Below are 20156 nucleotides of genomic sequence, written 5' to 3'. Positions count from 1 at the left end.
CGTCTTAAACGCATTTCCACTCCGGGGAATTTTCGATCCTAAAAATTACCCGTAAACCAACTTTTCATCCTTGCCCATAACCCTCTAATGCCTGTTCCCAAAGGCATATATCGTCCCGCCAGGGTCTGATGCTGCTTGCCGAATAGCAGCAAACCGACGCCCGTTGCGTAAATCGGATTTCGAACCACATCGGTCAAACCGGTGACGTACTGCGGCAAACCCAGACGTACCGGCATGTGAAAAATCTCTTCCGCCAACTCGACCAATCCTTCGACCTTTGCACTGCCGCCACTCAACACGATCCCGGCGGCGATCAAGTCTTCGAAGCCGCTACGGCGCAATTCCTGTTGCACCAACAGCAACAACTCTTCGTATCGTGGCTCGACAATTTCCGCCAAATTCAAGCGGGAAATCTGCCTCGCCGGTCTATCGCCGATGCTGGGCACCTCGATGGTGTCCTCCAGCTTCGCCAATTGGGTCAATGCACAAGCGTGCCTGATCTTGATTTCTTCGGCGAACTGGGTCGGTGTCCGCAGTGCCACCGCAATATCGTTGGTCACCTGATCCCCGGCAATGGGAATTACAGCCGTATGCCGAATAGCACCATCGGTGAACACCGCCACGTCGGTCGTTCCGCCACCGATGTCCACCAGGCAAACGCCGAGATCTTTCTCGTCGTCGGTCAACACCGCGGTGCAGGACGCAAGCTGTTCCAAAATGATGTCCTCGACGTCCAGACTGCAGCGGCGAATACACTTAACGATGTTCTGCGCCGCGCTCACCGCCCCGGTTACGATATGCACCCTGGCCTCAAGCCGGATTCCGGACATGCCGACCGGCTCCTTGATGCCCTCTTGCCTGTCGATCACGAACTCTTGCGGCAGAATGTGAAGGATCTTCTGATCCGCCGGAATGGCAACGGCACGTGCCGAATCAATTACTCGGTCCACGTCGCTCTGAGTCACCTCTTTCTCCTTGATGGCGACGATGCCGTGAGAATTCATGCTGCTGATATGGCTTCCCGCAATTCCGGCATACACCGCCTGAATCCGGCAGCCCGCCATCAATTCGGCTTCCTCGACGGCGCGCTGAATCGATTGGACTGTGGTCTCCAAGTTGACGACCACGCCTTTTTTCAATCCACGGGAAGGATGACTACCAATGCCGACCACCTCGATTTCGCCGTCCTCGTTGATCTCACCGACGATGCAAGCAACCTTTGAGGTGCCTATATCCAATCCAACGATGAGATTTCGATCTGATTTTCTAGCCATTGCAATAAATCTGTGTTCTTGTCGATTCAAGTCAGGTGTACATCCTGCTCCGAATCCGGCCACACTCGACAAGGTCGGGTCGAATCAAAGAAACGGCATCTGCGGAAGATTGCTGTCTGAATCTCACGGCGAACCCGTTCGGATAGCGCAAATCCACTTTTTGGAGTGCCCCGATCCGCGCCTCGCCCAAACTCGGCAAGAGCGCCAGCAAACGTTCCAGGGCGAGAGCCGGATCCTGCTTTCCGAATTCGATCTCCACTCCGCTGCTCAGGCGCGCGCTCCAGGCGCGCCGACCGGTGAGCCTCAGGACATCGACCCGCATACCTCTGCGCTTCAATTGGCCATTCAATGAAAAAAGCGTGGCCAGCAGCAGCTTTTCGTGTCCCGGCGGACCGTCGAGCACCGGCAGATTCGTTTGGGATTGAATTTCTTCTGGCGAAAACTGCGTCCCACGATCATTGATCAGGCCCCCGTCGCGGGTACGGGCAACGGGTTTTTGCTCAACGACCGTCAACAGCAAGGTGTCGGGCCAAAGCCTGGCGACCTGAACCCTGTCCACCCAGGGAAAGGATCTGGCGGTTTCTTCTATGTCATGCATATCAGCCAGAAAATATCCGGCTTGAGCCAGCGGCAGCAGAGACTTAGTAAACGCCACCGGGTCCAGATTATGAATCTCCCCTTCCACGCGGACATAACGTATGGGCATAAGATCCCCGAGCCGGCCGAAATCAACGCCCGTCGAGCCCCATCCGCAGAGAGCAAGCACACCAAAAAACAACAATGCCCTTGCGGGCACCCTCTCAGGTATCGGCATCGTCCTCTCCTCGGCGGGAAAAACTCGTTTCCAAGATTCGCCACACCAAGTCCTCGAACGACAAGCCGGCTACCTTCGCCGCCATCGGCACCAGACTATGATCGGTCATGCCGGGGACGGTATTCACTTCGATCAGCCAAGGCCGGTTTTCTTGATCGACCAAAAGATCGACCCTAGCCCACCCGGTCACGCCCAGCGTGTCGCATGCCTGCAAAGCCAATTCCTGGAGCGTAGCCTCCTGTTCCGACGATAGTCCGGCGGGGCAGTGATAACAAGTCGTCTCGGCACGGTATTTGGCGTCGAAATCGTAAAACGCGTGCGGCGTTTCCAACCGAATCAAAGGCAACGGCTCGCCGTCGAGCATGCCTGCCGTGTATTCCCGGCCAACAATCCAAGCCTCCGCAAAAACCGAGCAATTATAATGTGAAGCACGTTCCCACGCCTCCCTTAATTCGTTTTCATTCTCGGCCCGCCCCATTCCGATGCTGGAGCCTTCTTGTGCGGGCTTCACGATCACCGGAAACCCCAATAGCTCCGCACACCGATTCACGTCCTCCGGGCCTTGGAGCTTCATCCAGCGCGGCGTCGGCAGTCCGGCGCCCAGCCAGCACAGCTTGGTCCTGAGCTTGTCCATGCTCAAGGCCGACGCCAGCACCCCACTCCCGGTATAGGGCAATCCCAAGGCTTCCAGAGCTCCTTGCAGAACCCCATCCTCGCCGCCCCGCCCGTGAATGATGTTGAAAACGCGGTCGAAGCGCTGCTCCAGCAGCGGATGTACCGGGTTCTTGGTTACGTCGACCCCGATCGCATCGATGTCCTTCGTCACAAGGGCCGCCAGTACCGCCTGACCGCTCTTCAACGAAATTTCCCGTTCGGCCGCGGAACCACCCATCAATACCGCAACCCGTCCGAAGTCGGCCGATTTCTGGATTCGCTTGCTCATTCAATCTCTCCTAATTGATTCTTCGCCCACGATCCGAACCTCGGGAATCAGGCGCAGCCCGAAAGTCTTCTCCACCGTCGCCTGGACAAGCTGCATCAAAGCTTCAATATCGGCCGCCCTCGCCATGCCCGTGTTGACGATGAAATTGGCGTGTTTCTCGGAAACACAAGCGCCTCCGATGGAATGCCCTTTGAGCCCGCAGGCTTCGATGAGGCGTGCCGCATAATCGCCCTCAGGATTCCGGAACACCGAGCCACAATTCGGCAGATTGATGGGCTGAGATGCGCTGCGTTTGGCCAACAGCGATCTGATCCGCTCCCGGCTTGCCAGGGCATCGCCCGACTGGAGCCGGAGCTCGCACGCCAAAAACCATTCGTTCTCGGGACCTCTTACACTCCGGTAACCGACCAGAAAATCGCCGGAGCTCCGATATCGCAGCGTTCCCGAACGATCGACCGTCAGCACACGGGCCACCAGCGGCCACGTTTCGCCGCCGAAAGCGCCCGCGTTCATCGCCAAGGCTCCGCCCAAGGTTCCCGGAATTCCCGCGAGGAATTCGGCGCCCGTCAGATTTCGTTCCGAACAAAATCTGGCAACGTGAGCACTGGGAACCCCCGCTTCGGCATAAATACCTTCTTCTTCGGAGCTCCGGATTTCCTTTAAACGATTGCGGGTACAAATCACCGTACCCCTGAAGCCGCCATCCCGAACCAGCAAATTACTCCCCAAGCCCAGCCAGAGAATCGGCTCGTCGGGGGGGAGCGAATGCAGAAAGAGGACCATATCTGCGGCATCCGCCGGCAAATAAAAACGGTCCGCCGGGCCGCCGACGCGCCAGGAGGTGTAATTAGCCAGGGGTTCGTCATAACGCATCTCGCCTCTGAGCCCGATCGGATCGGCTGTCTTTACACTGTCGACACACAGGACCATCACTGAATGGCTCCGACCGGCGCTTCGGTCAAGCACAAAGGCAATTCCACGGCGAGTTGCCCGATACTCCCGGCTCCCAATGTCAAAACGACGTCACCCGCTTCAATGATGCCCGGCAAAATTTCGAACAGATCGCTGAGCTTTTCGACGAACACCGGGTCGACCTGTCCCCGAACCCGAATCGCCCTCGACAAGGCCCGCCCGTCCGCGCCGATCAATGCTGCTTCGCCCGCCGGATAGACATCGAGCAGGACCAGAACGTCGGTCCGCGATAAAACCTGTACAAAATCCTCGAACAAATCGCGCGTCCGAGTATAACGGTGCGGCTGAAACACCAAAACCAGCCGGCGATCGGGCCAGGCTTGCCGGGCCGAGTCCAGGGTAGCCGTGATTTCGCGGGGATGATGTCCGTAGTCGTCCACGAAAGTGACCAGCGAATTTCCGAAAGGTACCTCGGCATTGATCTGAAAACGCCGCCCTATACCCCGAAATCCCAGCAAAGCCCGTTGAATGACCTCATCGGAAATCCCCAATTCTCCGGCCACGGCGATCACCGACAGAGAGTTCAATATGTTATGTCTGCCGGGAAGATTCAGAGTCACATCAAGGGGTTCGTCATAACCCGAACGCAACACCGTGAAGTGCGATTGCAAGCCGTCCTGGCGGATATTCACGGCACGGATGTCGGCCTCCGGACTGAAACCGTAGGTTTTCCTGGGCTTGCTGATCTCCGGCAGAATATCTCTGACTCCCTGGTCGTCCAGACACAGCACGGCCAGCCCGTAGAAAGGCACATGATGCAAAAACTCGACGAAAGCCTTCTGCAGCCTGCCGAAATCGCCGCCGTAGGTTTCCATGTGGTCCCGGTCGATATTGGTGACCACTGCGACCATCGGCTGTAAATACAGAAACGAGGCATCACTTTCATCCGCTTCTGCGACCAGGTAAGAACCTTTGCCGAGCTGGGCATTCGTACCCACGCTATTGAGACGCCCACCGATAACGAAGGTGGGATCAAGTCCTGCTTCGGCAAGCACGCTGGACGTCAGACTGGTGGTCGTGGTCTTGCCGTGAGTTCCGGCGACCGCGATGCCGTAGCGGAAACGCATCAGCTCGGCCAGCATCTCCGCGCGGGAAATGACCGGAATCTTCTGCGAACGGGCGGATTCCACTTCCAGGTTGGACCGATTGACGGCGCTGGAGACGACAACCACCTCGGCTTCCACGATGTGCTCGGGTGCATGGCCGATGAAAATTTTGGCACCGAGTTCAGCCAGGCGCCGAGTATTGGCATTTTGATTGAGATCCGACCCGGAAACTTGGTACCCCAGATTCAGAAGCACCTCGGCTATCCCGCACATTCCGGTACCGCCGATCCCGACCAGATGAATCCGCCGGATGCGGTTCATTCCGTATTGACCCGCAATTTGTTCAGGCAGCTTCACAGCGGACCTCGCTCAAGCAAATCGCGGCAACGACCCTCGCCGCATCCGGCTTCGCCAGGGCGGATGCTCGCTCGGCCATTGCCTTCAATCGGGACGGTTCCTGCATCAATACGGTGATTTCTTCGGCAAGCCGTTCCGCGGATAATTCTGACTGAGGAATCATCACGGCGGCGCCATTGTCGACGAGATACCGGGCATTGTGAGTCTGATGATCGTCTATGGCGTAGGGATAGGGAATCAGGATCGATGGCAACCCTGCCGCAGTCAACTCGCTGATCGTCATCGCACCCGCACGGCAGACAACCAGATCCGCCCAACCGTACGCCTCGGCCATATCCTCGATGAAGGACTCGATCCGAGCCGTCATTCTCGATTGCGCATAGAGGACCGCGGTCTTTGAACGCATCGCTTCCCCGGTCTGATGAAAAACCCGAACGGGCATGTCGATTCGGGCAAGGGCCTCCGGTACGATCTCGTTCAATGCTCTTGCGCCCTGGCTGCCACCGAGAATCAAAATCTTGAGCGGTTCGTCCCAGCCGCCACCGATTTCACGTTTTAGCGAAACGATTTCCCGGCGTACCGGATTCCCGGTGCAGCGAGCGCCTGCTTTCTCGGCAAAACTACCGGGGAATGCCTCCAAAACCGCTTGCGCACGGCCGGCTAGCCACCGATTGGTCGTTCCCGGAATACGGTTCTGCTCATGAAGAACCAGAGGGATCCCGGACAGACGCGCCATCAGCCCGCCCGGTCCCGAAACGAATCCTCCCATCCCAAGTACGACGTTCGGCCTGACACGCCTCAGAATGCTCCATGCCTGCAAACAGGCTTTGGTCAACATGAACGGAAAAGTCACTTTGGCCAGCCAGCCCTTTCCGCGCAAACCCGATACGGACAACCATTCCACTGGAATATCGGCTGCCGGAACGACGCGCGCCTCCAAACCGGAGCGAGTGCCCATCCAAACCACTTCGTGGCCTTCGGACAATAACTCCCTCGCCACCGCCAACGCAGGATATACATGACCGCCGGTTCCACCGGCCATGATCATCACACGTGCGCCCATTTGGCCCTAACCCTGGGCGCCGCGGCATACGCATCCAAGGCCTCGCTCCGAATCCGGAACAACAGCCCCAATGCCGCACACATGACGATCATGCTTCCGCCGCCGTAACTCATCAGCGGCAAAGTCAGGCCCTTCGTGGGCAACATACCCATATTCACTCCCATATTGATGAACGATTGTAAGCCGAACCAAATACCGATACCGTAAGCAACAAAAGCGCCAAAGCGGTTCTCGGCCCGGTCGGCCAGTTGCCCGATCACGAGAGCACGCCAAACGATCAACATAAAAAGCAGGACAACAGTGGTGGTACCGAGCAATCCCAGCTCTTCGCCGATAATGGAAAAGAGAAAGTCGGTATGCGCCTCCGGCAGATAAAACAGCTTTTGCACACTCGATCCCAAACCCACACCGGTCCATTCGCCGCGGCCAAACGCGATCAGGGCTTGCGTGAGCTGGAAGCCGGTGTCGAGTGGATGTTCCCACGGATTCATAAAACTGAATAACCGCTTTAACCGGTATTCGGCGCTGAAGATCAGCCCGACCGCGGCGGCGGCCATCAGGCCGAGCAGAATGCCGAACTGCCATAGCCTTGCGCCGCCCAGAAACAGCATGCCCAACGCCGTTGCCATGATAACCGCGGTCGCGCCGAAATCGGGTTCCATCAGCAGCAATAGCCCGCCCATGGACAACAGTGCCAGGGGGCGGATCATGCCTTGCACCGAGTTGCGTACCGTGCGTAGATGTCGGTGAATGTAGCTGGCGGTATAGATGACGGCGATGAGCTTGAAGACTTCGGAAACCTGAATCCTTATACCGAGTAGACTGAGCCAACGTGAACTGCCGTTCACGGTCTTGCCGACACCGGGTATCAAAACCACGGCAAGTAAAACAAGCCCGAGCAGGAACAGGCCTAAGGACGATTTCTGCCATACCTCCAGCTTTATGGATGCAACGATGCAACCGGAGAAAAGGCCGAGAGCGATGTGGATCAACTGGTTCCTGGGGAAATAAAAACTGTCGTCGGCGAGCTTTTCACCCAAGTGTAAAGACGCCGACGCGACCATAACGTAACCGAGGAGCAAAAGTCCCAAGGACGCAGTCAATAGGACGGTGTCCAAATAAAAACGCCGGGCTCTCCAATGCAATACAAGCCCCCGTCCGCGGACGGTCACTTTCCCTCTCATGCCGAGAGCCCCATCACTTCGTCCGTGAACACCTGCCCCCTTTCCTGATAGTCCCGGTATTGATCCAGGCTAGCACAGGCCGGAGCCAGTAGCACTGAATCTCCGCATTGTGCCAGGGAACGAGCCTTCCGGACGGCCTGGCGCATGTTTTCGACCCGCACTGTCGGCACGATGTCTCTCAGTGCCTGCTCCAGCAATGGAGCGTCTTTGCCCATCAGCACCGCAGCCCGCACTTTTTCGGCGACCACCGGCCGGAGCACGGAGAACTCCGCTCCCTTGCCGACTCCTCCCGCAATCAGTACCGTCTTGCTACGCAGACCGGCCAGGGCCGCCATGCATGCGCCCACGTTGGTGGCCTTGGAATCGTTGATCCATATAACGCCGTCGATTTCGGCCACCGTCTGCATACGATGAGCCAGACCCTCGAACTGCTCGAGCGCGCTGATCATGGCTGTGCGAGACAAACCCATCGCATCTCCCAGAGCGACGGCAGCCAGGGCATTCGCAACATTGTGGCGTCCCTGGATGCCGATTCTGCTGGTCTGTAACAGCGGCTGGCCGTGGCTGCTCAGCCAGCCTTCCCCGTCGACGACGGAAACGCCGTAATCCACTTCCGACTCTCCGAGACCGAACCACGCTCTGCGTCTATCCGGCTCCGCCATTCCCGCGACTACCGGATCGTCGCGGTTGAGGATCATTACCCCCTGCCCCCGGAAAATTCGCCGTTTCGCGTCGGCATAAGCCTGGAGATCCGAATAGCGATCCATATGGTCGGGACTGATGTTGAGAACCGTCGCTGCCGCCGGTTGCAGAAGTGAAGAACGCTCCAGTTGAAAGCTGGACAATTCCAGAACGTAAAGCTCCGCCTGATCGTCCAAAAGATCCAGCATCGGCGTGCCGAGATTTCCTCCCACCCGCACGTTCTTGCCGTCGGCTTCCGCCATCAAGCCCACTAGCGTCGTTACGGTGCTCTTGCCATTCGCACCGGTAATGGCCACGATCGGCGCCTTGGCGATACATGCAAAAAGGTCGAGATCTCCGAATACCGGTATCCTGCGCCGCTTAGCTTCCTTGATTTTAGGTTGGTCCAAGGGTACGCCCGGGCTGACGATCAAATGGGTGGCCGCAGAGAATGCCGCACTGTGAAGGCCGCCCAAGAAGACTCCGGCATCTGGAAAAGCCTCTCGCAATTCAGCCAAGCTGGGAGGCCATTCCCGAGTATCGGTCACCGCGAATTCGATGCCCTGGCTTGCCAGGAAACGCGCTACCGAAAGGCCTGTCCTACCCAATCCGAAAATCAGCACGCGCGCGGAACGCCGATCCAATCCGAGTTTATCCAGTGGATTTTCGGCATCGAAATAAAGCACTGCTTTCGCTGCCATCTCTCACCTCAACTTCAAGGTCGCGAGTCCAATCAAGACCAAAATCACGGTAATTATCCAAAAGCGGACGATCACACGCGGTTCCGGCCATCCCTTTAGCTCGAAATGATGATGAATAGGTGCCATACGAAAAATACGTCGACCGGTGAGCTTGAACGAAATGACCTGAAGCATCACCGATACGGTCTCCATGACGAACACGCCGCCCATGACCATAAGTACGATCTCTTGCCGAACCAGCACGGCGAGTGTCCCAAGCGCTGCCCCCAAAGCCAGCGCACCGACATCGCCCATGAAAACCTGCGCCGGATAAGCGTTGAACCAGAGAAAGCCGAGCCCGGCGCCTACCAGGGAACCGCAAAAGACCACCAATTCACCGGCCTTGGGTATAAAAGGAATACCGAGGTATTCCGCAAAGTTCACGTTGCCCGACGCGTAAGCGAAAATGCCAAGGGCACCGCCCACCAGAACCGTCGGCATGATGGCGAGACCGTCGAGGCCGTCGGTCAGGTTCACCGCATTGCTCGAACCCACAATCACGAAATAGGCCAGAATCGGATAGGCAAGACCCAGATTCAACACGACCTGCTTGAAGAACGGCACGATGAACTGTGTTTCGGTTGCGACCGTTGCCGTGCTATAAAGAAACACTGCGGCCGCCATGCCGACTACGGACTGCCAGAAATATTTGTGTCGCGCTCGAAGACCGTCGCTATTGCGCAACACCAGCTTTTTATAATCGTCAACGAAGCCGACCAGGCCGAAGGCCATCGTAACCAGCAAAATAACCCAAACATAGCGATTGCTGAGATCGGCCCACAGCAGGGTGCTGATCGCTATCGAAACAAGAATGAGCGCCCCGCCCATGGTCGGCGTTCCGGCCTTGGAAAAATGGCTCTGCGGTCCGTCGCTCCGGATACTCTGTCCGACTTTATATTTACTCAGGTGCCGGATCATCATCGGGCCGACGATGAATGAAATAATCAAGGCGGTCAGGACGCCGAGGATCCCTCGGAAGGTCAGATATTGAAAGACGCGAAAAGCGTCGAAATACTTCTGAAGCGTCTCCGCGAGTATCAGCAGCATAAATCGCTCCGCTGCCGTAATGCCTCAACCACCCGCTCCATACGCTGGGTGCGTGAACCTTTAATCAATAACACAACGTTCTCGTTAATCTGCTGTCGTATGAGTTCAATCAATTCATCCTGCTCCCGGCAGTACACAGCGCCGTCGCCGAAAGCTTCCGCCGCCCGATCCGCGTTCGGGCCCACGGCAAACAGCCGCGTCACGCCCATCGCCCTCGCCTGGCCGCCAATCTCGGCATGCAGTTCGGCGCTCGCCTCGCCGAGCTCGCCGAACGCGCCCAAGGCGACCCAGCGATCACCCGACAGCTGCCGTAGCACATGCAAAGCGGCCCGAAAAGAAGTGGGGTTGGCGTTATAGGTATCGTTGATCAGCAAGGATCCCCGAATCCCGTTCACAGGCTCCACGCGTCCCGGCACCGGGGCCACGCGGGACAGCCCCGTGCGTATCCGGCCGATATCGAAACCCAGAGCGCAGGCCGCGGCAGCCGCGGCCAAGGCGTTGACCACGTTATGATCGCCGGCCAGGGAAAGGGCCAAAGGATGGCGCTCCCCCCGATACAAAAGATCGAAGGAGGTGAGGAACTTACCCTCGTTCAGCCCCATCCTTATCGAATCGGCGTCGGCACGCACGGCGGCATCGGCGCAGAATCCGAAACTAACCACGGGGCGTCCACGGGCCATTTCGCGCCAGCGACCGAAAAAACGATCGTCGGCATTGAGTACCGCCGTACCGGCCGCACTCAGCGAAGCAATCAGTTCCCCTTTTGCGGACGCCACCCCCTCGAGTGAGCCGAAACCTTCCAAATGCGCTGCCCCGGCATTGGAAATCACGGCGACATCGGGTTTCGCCAATCCGCCGACATACGCGATCTCACCGGGGTGGTTAGCGCCCATTTCAATCGCCGCGAATCGGTATTCGTCCGTCAACCGCAGCAACATCAAAGGAACGCCGATATCGTTATTGAGATTGCCCTGTGTTTTTAGCACCGGCGCGGCAACGCCGAGAATGGCCGCAGTCATTTCCTTTACAGTGGTCTTGCCGTTGCTGCCGGTGATACCGACGAGCCGCCCGGTCCAGCGATCGCGCCAAGACGCGGCAAAACACCCGAGTGCCATGCGTCCGTCATCGACCCGTACCTGCGGCAAATCGCAGTCGGCGAAGCGTTCGACCACCGCCGCGGAGGCGCCTGCCGACTTTGCCTGAGCGACGAAATCGTTGCCGTCGAAGCGAGTTCCGCGGATTGCCAGATAAAGATCGCCGGGTTTCAAAGAGCGAGTGTCGATGCCTAGGTCTTCAAACGCGACGTCATCGCCCCGCAGCTCACCGCCGACGATCCCGCAGAAATCGGAAAGTCGCACCTTCATCTCGGCCACTCCAACACGGAAAGGATTTCCGTGACCACTTCGCGATCGCAGAAAGGATATTTCTGGCCCCGAATCTCCTGAGTTTGCTCGTGGCCCTTTCCAGCCACCACCACGATGTCGCCCATGCCCGCCCGCTCCAGCGCAAAGGCTATGGCTGCGCGGCGATCGCGGATCGAAACGGTATTGTCGCGGCGGCAACCGGACAGAATATCCCGGATAATTTCGTCCCCATTCTCCGAGCGAGGATTGTCATCGGTCAATACGACGCCGTCGGCCAGTTTCTCCGCGACCGCCCCCATCAGCGGACGTTTGCCGCGGTCGCGGTCTCCGCCGCATCCGAAAACCACCCATAATTTGCCTTCGCAATGCCGGCGAAGGCTGCGCAAAACGCTTTCCAGGGCATCCGGGGTATGGGCGTAATCCACAATGGCAGTGCGCCCCAGCCCCGAAAATCGCTCCATGCGTCCCGGCACCGGCCGGACATTCTTGAGCAACTCCGCGGCTTCCGGCAGTTCGTACCCCAACCCGAGCAAGACCGCCAATGAAGCGGTCAGATTTTCGACGTTGAAATCGCCGTAGACCGGCGCAAACACATCGGTCGCCTGTTGCCGATACACGGCACGAAAAGCAATCCCTCGCGAGTCCTGAAGGATCGACGTTACCGAAACGGTGGCATCCGGCACGATATTACGCCCATGCACACTAAAGCCTATCGGCCTCGGTTGGAACGGCGCCCGGCTTGAGATGACGTCGGCAATCGGATCGTCGGCATTGAAAACCACGAATTCGAGCCCGGGCGAAGCCAAAAGACGCAACTTCGCCTCCAGATAGGCTTCCATCGTGCCGTGGTAATCCAGATGATCGCGGCTAAAATTCGTGTACAGTGCCCCCTTGAAGCGCACGCCATTGAGACGGCCTTGCACCTGACCGTGAGACGAAGCTTCCATGGCGATGATTCTGATGCCCCGCTCGCGCAAGCGGGCCAGAAGACCGTGAACTTCGATGGCGTCCGGCGTAGTGTGCTGCGTCATCTCGAGCGCACCGGGCACACCCCAACCCAGAGTCCCGACGACGGCGGCCGGAGCCTTGGCCGAAAGCGCATTGGCGAGAAAATGGCTGCATGAGGTTTTGCCGTTCGTGCCGGTGATGCCGATCACGTCCTGGAATGCGGAAGGCTCGCCGAAAAAGCGATCAGCAATGAATCCGAGTTTTTGGTCCAGGGAATCGACCTTGACACAAGGCAATGCGGCAATATTTCGGGCCAGCAGATCTCCGCCCCCGGCCGGATCATAGATGATGGCCGAACAACCTTGCCGAATCGCCTGTTCGGCATGACGCATACCGTGCGACCGGTGTCCGGCCAGAGCGACGAAGCCCTCGCCCGGGCGGATGCGCCGGCTGTCATGACAAAGACCCATGACATTAACCAGACTAGAAGCGGGGGTTTCGACGAACCCGGACAATAGGGTGTCCAGCGTGTGCCCCGCAGTCTGTGTTTCGACGGCTATCATGTCGGCTCGTCCTGCTGCGCGGCGAGGAGAGGTGTGATCTCTTCCTGATCCGGAGCGATGTTCAGCAAACGCAAAGCCCCCTCCATAACGCGCGAGAAGACCGGCGCCGCCACCGCACCGCCGTAGTACTCGCCTGCGGACGGCTCATCGACCATGACCACCATAACCAGGCGCGGCTTGCTTACCGGAGCCAATCCGGCGAATACCGAAATGTAACGCGAAGATGAATAGCCGCCCACGTCGCTCTTCTTTACCGTCCCGGTCTTGCCGGCGACTCTGAATCCCGGAATGGCGGCCTTCAGCGCGGTACCTTCACGGGAGACGACCCGCTCCAGCATCCGGCGTACTCTGATGGCGGTCCGAGCCGACATGATTCGATGCGACTCGGGCAATTTGTCGCGCTTGACCAGGCTGACCATCGGCATGACGCCGTCGTTGGCCAAGGCCGAGTAGGCTCTCGCCAGTTGCACCGTCGAGGCGGAAATGCCATAACCAAAAGAAAGGGTTGCCTGTTCGAACGGACTCCAGCCGTGATAGTCCGAAAGACGGCCGTTGGCCTCACCGGGAAAGCCGGTTTCCAAAGGCTGACCGAAACCGAGATTGTTGTAGAACGCCCAGAACTTTTTCGAAGGCAGGTCCAGCGCGATCTTGGTAACGCCCACATTGCTCGATTTTTGGAGAACATGAGCAACATCGAGGACACCATAGTTATGGATGTCTTTGACGATGTTGCGTCCCACCCGCATCGTACCCGGCGTCGTATCGATCACGGTATCGGGACGGTACAATCCCAGCTCCAGCGCCAGGGCTACCGCAAACGGCTTCATCGTCGAACCGGGTTCGTATATGTCGGTGATCGCCCGATTGCGCGATGCGCTGCCCTTCATCTGGCTACGGCTATTGGGGTTGTAAGACGGCTGGTTGGCGATCGCCAACACCTCTCCGGTGCGAGTGTCCAACAGAGCGAGCGAGGCAGAACGCGCCCGGTGCAAAAGCACCGCCTTCTTGAGTTCCCGATAGGCCAGATACTGCAAGCGCTGATCGATGCTCAAAGCAAGGTCCTTTCCGGGCACCGGCAGACTGACGTTTTCCAGATCTTCGATGACACGCCGCTTGCCGTCACGGATGATCCGCTTTGCGCCCTCCGCACCCTTCAGCCAATCGTCGTAGGCCAGTTCCATCGCCTCTTGCCCCTTGTCGTCGATATTGGTGTAGCCGACCAGGTGAGCGGCCACTTCACCGGTAGGATAGTACCGACGATATTCGCGGTCTGCATATATGCCCGCGATACCCAGGGCGGCCACCTCATCGGCCAACTCGGGGTTGATCCTTCGCTTCAGATAAGCAAAGCTACGGTTTCGGTTTCCCTCGACGTGTTTGTCCAGTGCTTCCAGGGAGATACCAAGAAGGCTTGCCAGTACCTTGCGCCGGTCGGCGGGAACCTGCGCCTCGCGAAACTCTTTCGGATTGACCCAAATCGACTTGACCGGCGTGCTGATGGCCAGCAGCTCTCCGTTACGATCGAAAATCCGCCCACGGTGCGCCGGCACAGGCAAGATGCCGACGTGACGCAAATCTCCCTGATGCTTCAGAAATTGCCGATCCAACACCTGGAGGTAAACGGCTCGTCCAATTAGAACCGCCATGGCAACCAGCATGATAACCAGCAGAACATACCAGCGACCGCGGTAGTCTGACTCATTTACCGGCCTGGGCTGGATAATCAACATCTTTCGGCGCGACGTCTAAGGTTTTATATAAATGATTGATTCCCTGGCAGGCAACAACATGCCCAAACGGCCATGCGCCAGCCTTTCGATGCGGCTATGCTCGGCCCAGGTATTTTGCTCGAGTTGCAGCCGCCCCCATTCTTCGTCATAGGCATTGAGCTCCTGTTCGAGGCGTTGAACTTCGGCGAACAGCATCCGCGATCTATACTTCGTATACACAACGCCCAGAGCAGAGGCCAAGGCCACCGCCAGCAGCATCAGCAAAAATCTCATCACTGGATACGTTCCGCTACGCGCAAAACCGCACTTCGGGCGCGCGGGTTGTTTCGAACCTCTTCCGGTCCCGGCATGCGGGCCCGACCGATTCGCTTCAACCTCCCCGGTTCGGTTCGGTGCACGGGAAAGTGCGCAAGTGCCGCACCGGCGCCACGTTCCTCGTCACGCATAAATCGCTTCACGATCCGATCCTCCAAAGAATGAAAGGCTATGACTACCAACCGCCCACCGGGCTTGAGCACCTCCATGGCCTGCCGCAGTCCCTGCTCGAGCTCCTCCAATTCTCTATTTATAAAAATACGGATCGCCTGGAAACTTCGCGTTGCCGGATGTTTACCTCTTTCTCGCATAGGAACGGCCCTTTCGATGATCTCGACCAACTCGCGAGTGGATATAATCGGCCGTTTAGATCGCCACTCGCAGATCGTCCGGGCGATACGACGGGCGTACCGCTCTTCGCCGTAATCCCGAAGCACATCGGCTACTTCACTCTCGGGCGCGCTTGCGAGCCATTCGGCTGCCGTCATGCCTCGCGTGGTATCCATACGCATATCCAGAGGACCGTTTCGCATAAAGCTGAACCCTCTATCCGACTCATCCAGTTGAGGCGAAGACACGCCCAAATCCATCAAAACCCCAGCAATTTGGCCTTGCCACCCGCGGCGTTCCACGTATTCGCCCAGATTTGCAAAACTACCATGCTCGAGTGCGAATCGAAGATCCGACGTCAGGCGCTTTGCCGCCTGTGAGGCCACGGCGTCGGGATCCTTGTCCAAAGCCAACAATCTCCCCTCAGGCCCTAGCTTTGCTAGAATCGCGGCACTGTGCCCGCCGCGCCCGAACGTGCAGTCGACATACAAACCGTCGGCAGTCAGCGCCAGACCGTCCAGCGCTTCGGGCAGCATGACCGGCCTGTGCATGCGATCTTCCAGACTCACAGGGCCAATGATCCCAACTCGGGCGAAAGTTCTTCCAAGCTCTCTTGTCGCTCTTCCTCGATCCACTCGTCACGAGAGGCATTCCAGATTGCCTCGTCCCAAATCTCGAATTTATTGCCCTGACCGATCAGTGCCACGCGCTTTTCCAATTCAGCGAATTTCCTCAAGGGCTCGGGAACCAGGAACCGCCCCTGACCGTCCATCTCACACTCGGCGGCGTGGCCAATCAACAAGCGCTGTAAACGTTTTGCCTGTTTGTTCAAGGAAGGAAGCTTAACCAGCTTTCGCTCGATCTCTTCAAACTCCGGAAGCGGGTAGAGCATGAGGCATTTATCCAATCCGACCGTAACCACCAGCTGACCATCGCAACTCTCATGCAGCTCCGCTCGATAACGGGTAGGCATGACCAGCCGGCCTTTCTCGTCGAGATTAATGGAGTTAACGCCACGAAACAAAAAATCCCCCTGCTTCCCTTTAGCTCCATTTTTTTCCACTTATTACCACTTCAGCGGAATATAGAAATCATCCGAGACCAAGTCAAGCAAGATTCTGGATATTTTTCCGCGCAACCGACTTGTTAAAACACCTCCTAACCGCGCCCTCCAAAAATGAGTGTTACGATTTAATTTCAATAATTTATCGTATTGTTTACAGCGGGTGCCCAATGCAGCTTGGTCCCCTTCATGGAAGCCGAGTCCAGAGCTCGACAAAGCACGAACTCCGCTCCGCGAATGCATCGACGGGCCGAAAAATGTATCGCCGAAAGTACAGGGTCTTAGTTCGAACAGGTACCAACCCTACCTGTCCAAAAATTTGTTGATGAGTTTAAATTTGAACGGTTTCGCCGGCAGCGGCGAACTCGGGAGAAAGGATCAGTGGTTCGGAACGGAAAGGGGACTCCCGAGGGGCAAAACCGCTAATGCGCCGCCCCCGGGAAAGTGGTTGCGGAAACCAACCATGGATGAACCAGGAAACATCACCTCAGGCCTTAGTAGACCTCGGGGAAAAAGCGACATTTACTTCGCTGCCCTCTTTATAAGCCCGAGGTCATCTTTATCGACATCGATTTTTTCATAGTTGCTGATGCAGAAACCAATCGAGAAGGCAACGGAGCCAAAGAACAAACCAGTCAACAAAAGCTCAACCCAAGTCATAGCAATCATCAAAACCTCCACGGATCTCAACCGGTACTTGAATCACTACGGCTCCATCATATAGGACCGTTTCTGGTTTACAATAATCAGCATAATGTAAACATTGATTCCTTATAAGAAATTATTGTGCCCGAACCAACGGAGTTTCGATCTTCGCTTATTGATAAGGCATCTGTTGGTGCCCATCTCGATAGGCCGCTCGTCCCAATCCGGCCGAAGGGTTTCCGGAAGCTTACCGAAATGAACTCTTAGTCGAGCGACCGGGTAATTCGTTTGGCAGCACAGAAAGTGGATGTCGGCGAGGCCAGAAAAAAGATTGGCCGACCAGGCGACTTCAGAGCAGTCGATAACACTTGGCGATTAGACGGTATGGCGCGCAACATCGACATGGCGAGTCGAAATAGGCGCGACCGAATGTCGTTCCTTTGGGGGTGTGCACAGAGAGATCGATGCGTGTGTTTCGGCGCCTCCCTGCGCCGGCGGAGACCGAGACGACGGTGTACAGTCGATGAAAGCCGGTCTAATGACCGGTCTGAGAACCGGTGGAATCGGCTTGCTCTTCAGACGGATCGACCGTACTTCTCCCGAGTCCGGAATAGACCGGACACCAGCGAAGACGAGCGGAAGCCAATAGAATAACGCCCATGAGCAACAGCGGGATATTTGCCAGAAACACCGAAATCAACGCCAGCACGACACCGACGCCGTAGCGGACTTTCTGGTCTTTAAGCCCGACGTTGAGTTCGCGTTTAGTCATTTTTTTTATGTCGAAATTCATCGCTAACCTCCTCTCAAAGAGAGAGCGATTGTGCAAGCTTCATATCAATCGCGCAAGCTGATTCCATTAAAATAGCCTCATGGACATTACCCCTATAATCGACCCCCTGAATCCGGCTCAACGAGAAGCCGTCACTTCATCGACACCTGCTCTCCTGGTATTGGCCGGCGCCGGAAGCGGCAAGACTCGCGTTCTGGTGCATCGCATCGCCTGGCTGATGCAGGTGGAAGGCACGTCACCCCATGGTATTTTGGCAGTAACGTTCACCAACAAAGCGGCGAGCGAAATGCGCAGCAGAATCGAAAATCTGCTGAACATCCCCGCGCAAAGCTTGTGGGTCGGCACCTTTCACGGACTAGCCCACCGCCTGTTACGCCGCCATGCCAAGGAAGCGGGGTTGCCGAGCGCCTTTCAAATCCTCGACTCCGACGACCAGCATCGGCTCATCCGCCGCCTGCTCAAGACGCTCGACCTCGATGAAGCCCGTTGGCCGCCCCGCCAAGTGCAATGGTTCATCAACGCGCACAAGGAAGAAGGACGCCGCGCCCGCCATCTTGCGGAGTCATATGACCCATTTCAGAAACAGATGCAGCGTATTTACCTGGCATACGAGGAAACCTGCGAGCGGTCGGGATTGGTGGATTTTGCCGAATTGCTGCTGCGCGCTCATGAATTCCTGCGCGACACGCCCGAGGTGCTGGATCACTACCAGCGCCGTTTTCATCATGTATTGGTCGACGAGTTCCAGGACACCAACCGGATTCAATACGCTTGGCTGCGACTCTTGACCCGGGAACGCGAGAACTTGTTCGTCGTCGGCGATGATGACCAGTCTATCTATAGCTGGCGCGGTGCGAAAATCGAGAATCTCCATAAATTCCAAAAGGATTACCCAAGTCACCGGCTTATCCGGCTCGAACAGAACTACCGTTCTACCAGCAGTATTCTGAATGCCGCCAACGCGCTCATCACCCACAACGAAGGCAGACTCGGAAAGACCCTATGGACCGAAGGCGGCATCGGCGAGCCGGTTTCGGTCTACGCCGCCTTCAACGAGCAAGAAGAAGCTTATTTCGTGGCGGAGCGGATCAAGCATTGGACTCAGGAGGGCAATGCCCGGCGAGATGCAGCAATTCTCTATCGCTCCAACGCCCAATCACGGCAGTTCGAAGAAAAATTGCTGGCCATGGGCATCCCGTATCGGGTCTACGGAGGACTTCGCTTCTTCGAACGGGCCGAGATCAAAGATGCTCTTGCTTATCTCCGCCTGATTTCAAACCGCCACGACGATCCCTCGTTCGAGCGCGTCGTCAATACGCCGGTACGCGGCATCGGTGCCAAGACGCTCGACCTGGTCCGCGACCTGGCCCGCGCAGAGAAGTGCTCTCTCTGGCAGGCAGCGGAAACGCTCTGTCGCGACGCTGCAGTGCCCACCCGCGCCCGGTCGCCCTTATCGGGTTTTCTGCAACTGATCGAAACCTTGACCCTAGACACCGCCGAACTTCCCCTTTGGGAAAAGGTGCAGCACGTGGTTCCCGCTTCCGGCCTTCGAGCCCATTACGAAAAGGAAAAAGGTGAACAAGCCGAAGCACGCGTCGAGAACCTGGATGAATTGGTGAACGCCGCACGCCAGTTCGAATATGAACCGCAGCTGGATACGGAGCTTTCTAAGCTCGACCAGTTTCTCTCCCACGCTGCCTTGGAAGCCGGGGAGAATCAGAGCGACGAGTACGAGGACTGCGTTCAACTCATGACCCTGCATGCAGCCAAGGGACTGGAATTTGACCTGGTGTTCATCGTCGGTCTCGAGGAAGGATTGTTTCCGAGCTTGCAGTCGCTGGAAGAGCCGAGCCGCCTGGAGGAAGAGCGCCGCCTTTGCTATGTCGGCATCACTCGCGCGAAGCGAAAGCTGTTTCTCATTTATGCCGAAACCCGCCGCCTGTACGGCAAAGAAACCTATCCCCGACCCTCGCGTTTCCTGCGGGAGATTCCATCCGAGCATCTTCAGGAAGTCCGTATGCGCGGAAACACAGGCCGGCCTATAGCGTTCTCGCAAACTTCGCCAAGCACCAACGACAATGGCGGTGTTTTCAAGCTGGGACAGCGGGTACGCCACGCGAAATTCGGGGAAGGCGTGATCCTTCAGTATGAAGGTGAAGGCAGTCAAGCCCGAGTCCAGGTGAATTTCGCCGAATCCGGCATCAAATGGCTGATGCTGGCGTATGCAAATTTACAGCGGCCTTGAAAAAGGCCGCTCTGACGCACTTTCGCTGACGCGTATTCG

The 20156-nt window shown here is 57.3% G+C and carries 18 protein-coding genes; 1 reads left to right on the top strand and 17 read right to left on the bottom strand.

Translation table 11 applies throughout. The features are described from left to right. Nucleotides 1–38: 38 nt before the first annotated feature. The 17 genes from ftsA to sS8_RS22405 all read right to left on the bottom strand — a co-directional run bounded on the left by ftsA (nucleotide 39) and on the right by sS8_RS22405 (nucleotide 17872). Complete coding sequence (ftsA, locus tag sS8_RS22480; RefSeq protein ID WP_119631727.1) at nucleotides 39–1274, bottom strand: cell division protein FtsA; 1236 nt, start codon at nucleotides 1272–1274, stop codon at nucleotides 39–41. A gap of 31 nt (nucleotides 1275–1305) precedes the next feature. Beyond that, the gene (locus sS8_RS22475) at nucleotides 1306–1980 is read right to left on the bottom strand and encodes a cell division protein FtsQ/DivIB (RefSeq protein WP_170161218.1); all 675 of its coding nucleotides are present in this window, start codon (nucleotides 1978–1980) and stop codon (nucleotides 1306–1308) included. A 94-nt stretch (nucleotides 1981–2074) separates the two neighbouring features. After that, nucleotides 2075–3031 carry a D-alanine--D-alanine ligase gene (locus sS8_RS22470; protein ID WP_119631725.1) on the bottom strand — a complete coding sequence of 319 codons (957 nt, stop codon included), beginning with the start codon at nucleotides 3029–3031 and terminating at the stop codon, nucleotides 2075–2077. Beyond that, nucleotides 3032–3961, bottom strand: a complete 930-nt coding sequence (murB, locus tag sS8_RS22465) for a UDP-N-acetylmuramate dehydrogenase (RefSeq protein WP_119631724.1) — start codon at nucleotides 3959–3961, stop codon at nucleotides 3032–3034. Continuing rightward, the gene (gene murC, locus sS8_RS22460) at nucleotides 3961–5370 is read right to left on the bottom strand and encodes a UDP-N-acetylmuramate--L-alanine ligase (RefSeq protein WP_119632960.1); all 1410 of its coding nucleotides are present in this window, start codon (nucleotides 5368–5370) and stop codon (nucleotides 3961–3963) included. Before murC ends, murB begins: the two co-directional genes overlap by 1 nt. A 22-nt stretch (nucleotides 5371–5392) precedes the next feature. Beyond that, nucleotides 5393–6448: an undecaprenyldiphospho-muramoylpentapeptide beta-N-acetylglucosaminyltransferase gene (gene murG, locus sS8_RS22455; RefSeq protein ID WP_331852267.1), complete on the bottom strand. Its 1056-nt coding sequence runs from the start codon at nucleotides 6446–6448 to the stop codon at nucleotides 5393–5395. Between the two features lie 5 nt (nucleotides 6449–6453). Beyond that, the gene (ftsW, locus tag sS8_RS22450; protein WP_119631722.1) at nucleotides 6454–7653 is read right to left on the bottom strand and encodes a putative lipid II flippase FtsW; all 1200 of its coding nucleotides are present in this window, start codon (nucleotides 7651–7653) and stop codon (nucleotides 6454–6456) included. Continuing rightward, on the bottom strand, nucleotides 7650–9035 hold the full coding sequence (murD, locus tag sS8_RS22445; RefSeq protein WP_119631721.1) for a UDP-N-acetylmuramoyl-L-alanine--D-glutamate ligase: 1386 nt from the start codon (nucleotides 9033–9035) through the stop codon (nucleotides 7650–7652). The genes ftsW and murD overlap by 4 nt, the downstream gene beginning before the upstream one ends. Before the next feature lie 3 nt (nucleotides 9036–9038). Further along, nucleotides 9039–10121 (bottom strand): phospho-N-acetylmuramoyl-pentapeptide-transferase, encoded by a 1083-nt coding sequence (gene mraY, locus sS8_RS22440; RefSeq protein ID WP_119631720.1) that lies wholly within the window; start codon nucleotides 10119–10121, stop codon nucleotides 9039–9041. Beyond that, complete coding sequence (locus sS8_RS22435; RefSeq protein ID WP_119631719.1) at nucleotides 10112–11485, bottom strand: UDP-N-acetylmuramoyl-tripeptide--D-alanyl-D-alanine ligase; 1374 nt, start codon at nucleotides 11483–11485, stop codon at nucleotides 10112–10114. Before sS8_RS22435 ends, mraY begins: the two co-directional genes overlap by 10 nt. Further along, nucleotides 11482–12996: a UDP-N-acetylmuramoyl-L-alanyl-D-glutamate--2,6-diaminopimelate ligase gene (locus tag sS8_RS22430; protein WP_119631718.1), complete on the bottom strand. Its 1515-nt coding sequence runs from the start codon at nucleotides 12994–12996 to the stop codon at nucleotides 11482–11484. The genes sS8_RS22435 and sS8_RS22430 overlap by 4 nt, the downstream gene beginning before the upstream one ends. Further along, a complete protein-coding gene (locus sS8_RS22425) occupies nucleotides 12993–14642 on the bottom strand; it encodes a peptidoglycan D,D-transpeptidase FtsI family protein (protein ID WP_197716605.1) in 1650 nt (549 codons plus the stop codon). Before sS8_RS22425 ends, sS8_RS22430 begins: the two co-directional genes overlap by 4 nt. Before the next feature lie 99 nt (nucleotides 14643–14741). Further along, a complete protein-coding gene (gene ftsL, locus sS8_RS22420; protein ID WP_119631716.1) occupies nucleotides 14742–14999 on the bottom strand; it encodes a cell division protein FtsL in 258 nt (85 codons plus the stop codon). After that, complete coding sequence (gene rsmH, locus sS8_RS22415; protein ID WP_119632959.1) at nucleotides 14999–15922, bottom strand: 16S rRNA (cytosine(1402)-N(4))-methyltransferase RsmH; 924 nt, start codon at nucleotides 15920–15922, stop codon at nucleotides 14999–15001. Before rsmH ends, ftsL begins: the two co-directional genes overlap by 1 nt. 14 nt (nucleotides 15923–15936) lie before the next feature. Next, on the bottom strand, nucleotides 15937–16395 hold the full coding sequence (gene mraZ, locus sS8_RS22410; RefSeq protein WP_119632958.1) for a division/cell wall cluster transcriptional repressor MraZ: 459 nt from the start codon (nucleotides 16393–16395) through the stop codon (nucleotides 15937–15939). A 561-nt stretch (nucleotides 16396–16956) separates the two neighbouring features. Next, nucleotides 16957–17103: a hypothetical protein gene (locus sS8_RS28335; protein ID WP_170161216.1), complete on the bottom strand. Its 147-nt coding sequence runs from the start codon at nucleotides 17101–17103 to the stop codon at nucleotides 16957–16959. Between the two features lie 511 nt (nucleotides 17104–17614). Then, nucleotides 17615–17872, bottom strand: a complete 258-nt coding sequence (locus sS8_RS22405; protein ID WP_119631715.1) for a YgaP family membrane protein — start codon at nucleotides 17870–17872, stop codon at nucleotides 17615–17617. 79 nt (nucleotides 17873–17951) lie between these two features. On the opposite strand from sS8_RS22405, the gene uvrD reads away from it, so the two are divergent. Continuing rightward, a complete protein-coding gene (uvrD, locus tag sS8_RS22400) occupies nucleotides 17952–20117 on the top strand; it encodes a DNA helicase II (RefSeq protein ID WP_119631714.1) in 2166 nt (721 codons plus the stop codon). Nucleotides 20118–20156 lie beyond the last annotated feature (39 nt).

This window comes from Methylocaldum marinum (assembly GCF_003584645.1).
GTDB lineage: Bacteria > Pseudomonadota > Gammaproteobacteria > Methylococcales > Methylococcaceae > Methylocaldum > Methylocaldum marinum.
Note: the sequence above shows the minus strand (reverse complement) of the source record. Positions and strands in the feature narration are given on the sequence as shown.